The organism is Acinetobacter sp. UBA6526 (assembly GCF_002434875.1).
GTDB lineage: Bacteria > Pseudomonadota > Gammaproteobacteria > Pseudomonadales > Moraxellaceae > Acinetobacter > Acinetobacter venetianus.
Genome location: NZ_DJLC01000153.1, coordinates 1,695 through 6,210, shown reverse-complemented (window position 1 = coordinate 6,210; position 4,516 = coordinate 1,695). Strand labels below are relative to the sequence as shown.

General features: G+C 38.6%; 6 protein-coding genes. 3 read left to right on the top strand and 3 right to left on the bottom strand.

Annotation, left to right across the window (positions count from 1 at the left end; translation table 11 throughout):
- A partial coding sequence (carA, locus tag B4237_RS10485) for a glutamine-hydrolyzing carbamoyl-phosphate synthase small subunit (protein ID WP_286943014.1) occupies positions 1–817 on the bottom strand: 817 nt, incomplete at its 3' end.
- 360 nt (positions 818–1,177) lie between these two features.
- Here carA and B4237_RS10480 point away from each other — a divergent pair.
- The gene (locus B4237_RS10480; protein WP_007483045.1) at positions 1,178–1,789 is read left to right on the top strand and encodes a hypothetical protein; all 612 of its coding nucleotides are present in this window, start codon (positions 1,178–1,180) and stop codon (positions 1,787–1,789) included.
- 60 nt (positions 1,790–1,849) lie between these two features.
- Here the strand turns inward: B4237_RS10480 and B4237_RS10475 are convergent, their stop codons facing one another.
- Positions 1,850–2,386: a DOMON-like domain-containing protein gene (locus B4237_RS10475; RefSeq protein ID WP_278596213.1), complete on the bottom strand. Its 537-nt coding sequence runs from the start codon at positions 2,384–2,386 to the stop codon at positions 1,850–1,852.
- A 5-nt stretch (positions 2,387–2,391) separates the two neighbouring features.
- On the bottom strand, positions 2,392–2,718 hold the full coding sequence (yhbY, locus tag B4237_RS10470) for a ribosome assembly RNA-binding protein YhbY (RefSeq protein ID WP_278596214.1): 327 nt from the start codon (positions 2,716–2,718) through the stop codon (positions 2,392–2,394).
- A gap of 230 nt (positions 2,719–2,948) precedes the next feature.
- On the opposite strand from yhbY, the gene rlmE reads away from it, so the two are divergent.
- Both rlmE and B4237_RS10460 read left to right on the top strand, forming a co-directional pair.
- Positions 2,949–3,599: a 23S rRNA (uridine(2552)-2'-O)-methyltransferase RlmE gene (gene rlmE / locus B4237_RS10465; RefSeq protein WP_004878286.1), complete on the top strand. Its 651-nt coding sequence runs from the start codon at positions 2,949–2,951 to the stop codon at positions 3,597–3,599.
- 137 nt (positions 3,600–3,736) lie between these two features.
- Positions 3,737–4,516 (top strand): ATP-dependent metallopeptidase FtsH/Yme1/Tma family protein (locus tag B4237_RS10460; RefSeq protein ID WP_286943011.1); only part of this gene is annotated, 780 nt, incomplete at its 3' end.

Sequence of the window (4,516 nt, the reverse complement as noted above, 5' to 3'; positions counted from 1 at the left end):
GATGACCTAAACAAATACCGAATACAGGTAAGTTTGTTGTATCAACCAGTGTTTTAACTGCTTCAATTGCATAGTCACATGCTGCTGGATCACCAGGACCATTTGACAAGAACACGCCGTCTGGATTTAAAGCTAAAACTTTTTCAATTGGTGTTTGTGCAGGAACAACTGTTAATTTACAACCGCGGTCTGCAAGCATACGTAAGATGTTGGTTTTGACACCATAATCGTATGCAACCACATGATATTTTAATTCTGGTTGAGTGAAGCCATTCCCTAAAGTCCATGAACCTTCAGTCCATTCAAAGCCTTCAGGATCACAACATTCTTTCGCAAGATCTAAACCAGTTAAACCACCGAATTCACGTGCTTTCGCAATTGCTTCTTCTTCTGTGATATTTTCACCAGCAAGGATGCAACCATTTTGTGCACCTTTGTCGCGTAAAATACGAGTCAATTTACGTGTGTCGATGTCAGCGATAGCAACAACATTGTGTTGCTCTAAATATTCGCTTAATGATTGTTCAGAACGGAAGTTGCTATGTAATAAAGGAAGATCACGAATAATCAAACCATTCGCCCATACTTTATGGATGCGACCTGATTCAACGTCTTCGCTATTACAGCCTGTATTTCCAATATGAGGATAAGTCAACGTCACAATTTGTTGCGCATAACTAGGGTCAGTCAAGATTTCTTGATAACCAGTCATTGCAGTATTAAAAACGACTTCACCAGTCGTACATCCCGATGCACCGATAGACGTTCCTTTAAAGACCGTTCCATCTGCGAGGGCTAAAATGGCGGGGGTGCTCAAACCAAAGCTCCTGAACTAAAACCACAAAAATAAGGCTGTAAAAAAGCGAGAAGACATAAAAAAAGGTAGGCTGTCTATAAAAAACATGCCCCTCCTTCCAGTCTGCTCGCTTGTAACTTAACAGCGCATTATACGCATGAGAACGTGAAAAGTCTATGTGTTTTATTTATAAAATCAGGAATTGGTCGAATTCTCTTAAAAGCTTAAGTACAAATCTGTCTATTGCCAAATAACTCATTCTTTTATCGGTATCGTGAGATATTATGCAAATTGTCTAACAATTTTTTATTGGTCCAAAATGAAAGAGCTTTATCTTATATTAAGCCAAAAAATCAACAATCAATAATGAGGGGAACCAACATGGCTGAGAATCAAAACGCTGTAGCTGCAACTGAAGAAGTGAAAGAAGCTGTTGTTGAAAAAACAACAAAGGCTAAAGAAACTGTTGCTGCGAAAACAGCTGAAGTGAAAGAAGTTGTCGCTGAAAAGACTGCTGAGGTGAAAGAAGCGGTTGCAGAAAAAACAGCAAAAGCAAAAGAAGTTGTTGCTGAGAAAACTGCTAAGGCAAAAGAAGTGATTGCTGAAACTCAAGAACAAGCAAAGGAAGTGATCACAGAAACTCAAGAGCAGGTAAAAGAAGCACTTGCTGAAACTCAAGAGAAAATTGAGGCGGAAGCTAAAGAGTTAAATCAAAATATTCAAGGTCAACTTGCTCAAATCAAGCAAGATCTGTTAGAGCGTATTGAAGTGATTAAAACTCAACTTAATTCTTCACAAGGTAACTTGGTTGAATTAACAAATGCATTAAAAACTGAGTTAAATGCTTTAATCGAAGATTTAACTAAAGTAAGTAAAGAACTAAAAGATGACATCAGCCAAATCTCTGTGAAACATAAAGATACTTTGGTTGGCAGCTTTAAACGTACTAAAGAGCAAGCGGTTGAAGCTTGGAATAAAGTTCGCGCGAGCTAATTCACACTTTTAGTAGTCAGTTAAAAAAAGCGAGAAATTCTTTTCTCGCTTTTTTCATTTTTAGAATTGGTGTAGCCAATCGCGCTTATTATGGAAATCAGCTTGAGGGCTGCTATGTTGCATTGCAAAATAGTGCATACCTTGTGTGGTATTCAATACAGCATTTAAACCAAGATAGAGATCAGCCCACTTTAATTGGTGCTGTCGCATAAATTGAGATAAATCTAAACTTACATTCAACCCATAATGGGTACGTTGTAAATGATTTAATTCAATGTCATATGCTGCGAGGGGCGGCATCTCTTCTGGAAAACGATATTCTTCAAATTGATAAACTTGCCAAGCTTGAGAAGGGGAAAGATTAATCTCTCTATAAAAATCTTGATCTTTCACACCAATAAAAATTTCAAAGCAAGTTTGTTCCCATAAATAGTCTTGGCGTGGATGTGCTGTAACTTGTTCTGGGTAAATTAAAAACCGATTGGGATCTCGAACCCAAAAGCCAATATTTAACGTGGCTGGGGTCTCTTGCTCAATTGCTCCAACGACAGTAATGGCACTGAAGCGATCGAAAGCGGAAAGTTCATAACTTGCCATTGATCTTACTTATTACTTAAATGAGCAAAGCGAACTAAGTTAGAAAGATGTTGGTTTTGTCTTGCAGCTTTTTTATAAAGCAAAACAATTTTACCGATTTTCTGTACAGATTCTGCGCCAGTTGCTTCAACAATCGCATCAATGACAGCGGCGCGAGCATCACGATCTTCACCAGCAATTTTCACTTTGATTAATTCGTGATCATTAAGTGCACGATTTGTCTCTTCAATGACGCTTTCTGTAAGACCTTGGCTGCCAATCATTACAACTGGGTTAAGTGCATGACCAATTTGACGTAAACGTTTACGTTCATGGATAGATAAAGCCGCCATTAAAAATACCTGATTCGAAAAACGACTTAGTATAACTTGCATCCCGAATCTTAGATAGATTTAGCATGCCAGCATGTAGAATAAATTGTGTGAAAACACACTTGGAATCATCAATTATACTTATCGGAAAAAATCTGTAAAACTTCGTGTGAATGAAGTACATCCGTACTGTAATGAGAGTAATTTTCACGTACAATGACTAATCAGAAGTTTTTTTAATTTAGTGAGTTATGGCGACACGCATTACCAATCAAAAATTGTCTAAAAGCAGTCGTGCATGGATGAGAGAGCACTTAGATGACCCGTTTGTGAAAAAGGCACAAAAGGAGGGCTATCGTGCTCGGGCAGCGTATAAGCTACTCGAAATCCAAGAAAAATATAGAATGATCAAACCTGGTATGACGGTGGTTGACTTAGGTGCAGCACCAGGAAGTTGGTCTCAAATCGCTGGTAAATTAGTCGGTGCAAATGGCTTAGTCATTGCCTCTGATATTTTAGCAATGGATGCACTTCCAGATGTGACCTTCTTGCAAGGTGACTTCCGAGAAGAAGAAGTTTTTGAAAAATTGTTAAATATTTTAAATGGGCGTCAAGTAGACATTGTAATTTCTGATATGGCCCCCAATACATCAGGTAATAGGGCTGTTGATCAACCTCGTCAAATTTACTTATGTGAATTGGCTTTGGATTTTGCTCAGAAAGTATTAGGACCAAACGGACAGTTTGTGGTTAAAGTGTTCCAAGGTTCTGGTTTTGATGAGTTCAGAAAACAAGTGGTCGATAGTTTTGATGTATTAAAAACAGCCAAACCTGCGGCTTCACGTGCGCGATCAAAAGAGGTTTTTTTGATTGGGCAAGGTCGTAAAAAGGCATTGCAATAAAAAGTGTACTTGCCAAGTTGTTAAAAATTGTGCATTTTGTACCTTTTAAGTTTTTTGCAACGCAAATTCATTGCTGTTTTTGTGAAGGTCAGCCAAGATTAGGTATGATCAAATTAGATTGATATGGGAATAAAGCCTTGAGCGATTACTTCAAGAATGCCGTATTGTGGCTCATCATACTCGGTGTTCTGATTTTGATTTTTAGCAACGTCAGTGACCGCAATAAACCTGCAGCGATGAAATACTCAGATTTCGTGGCAGCGGTGAATGCTGGGCAGATTAAACAAGTCACAATTGACGGTTTAAATATTAGTGGTGAAAAATCCAATGGTTCTTCTTTCGAAACGGTTCGTCCACAAGTAGAAGACACTGAATTGCTACCAAGCTTGAATAAACAAAATGTAGTGGTTGAGGGTACAGCGCCGCAACGTCAAGGCATTTTGATGCAACTTCTCATTGCGAGCTTCCCAGTCTTACTTATTATCCTATTATTCATGTTCTTCATGCGTAATATGGGTGGTGGTGCTGGCGGCAAAAATGGCCCTATGAGTTTTGGTAAATCAAAAGCAAAAATGTTATCTGAAGATCAAATTAAGTTAACGTTTAGTGATGTTGCTGGTTGTGATGAAGCAAAACAAGAAGTGGTTGAAATCGTTGATTTCTTAAAAGACCCTGCCAAATTTAAACGTCTTGGTGCGACCATTCCTCGTGGTGTATTGATGGTTGGTCCTCCAGGTACAGGTAAAACATTATTAGCAAAAGCAATTGCTGGTGAAGCTAAAGTACCTTTCTTCAGTATCTCTGGTTCTGACTTTGTCGAAATGTTCGTTGGTGTGGGTGCATCGCGTGTTCGTGATATGTTTGAACAAGCGAAACGCCACGCGCCTTGTATCATCTTTATTGATGAGATTGATGCT

Excerpts from the sequence above, each read along its gene's own strand:
- B4237_RS10480 (WP_007483045.1), top strand. The coding sequence starts at position 1,178 with ATGGCTGAGAATCAAAACGCTGTAGCTGCAACTGAAGAAGTGAAAGAA.
- B4237_RS10475 (WP_278596213.1), bottom strand. The coding sequence starts at position 2,386 with ATGGCAAGTTATGAACTTTCCGCTTTCGATCGCTTCAGTGCCATTACT.
- yhbY (WP_278596214.1), bottom strand. The coding sequence starts at position 2,718 with ATGGCGGCTTTATCTATCCATGAACGTAAACGTTTACGTCAAATTGGT.
- rlmE (WP_004878286.1), top strand. The coding sequence starts at position 2,949 with ATGGCGACACGCATTACCAATCAAAAATTGTCTAAAAGCAGTCGTGCA.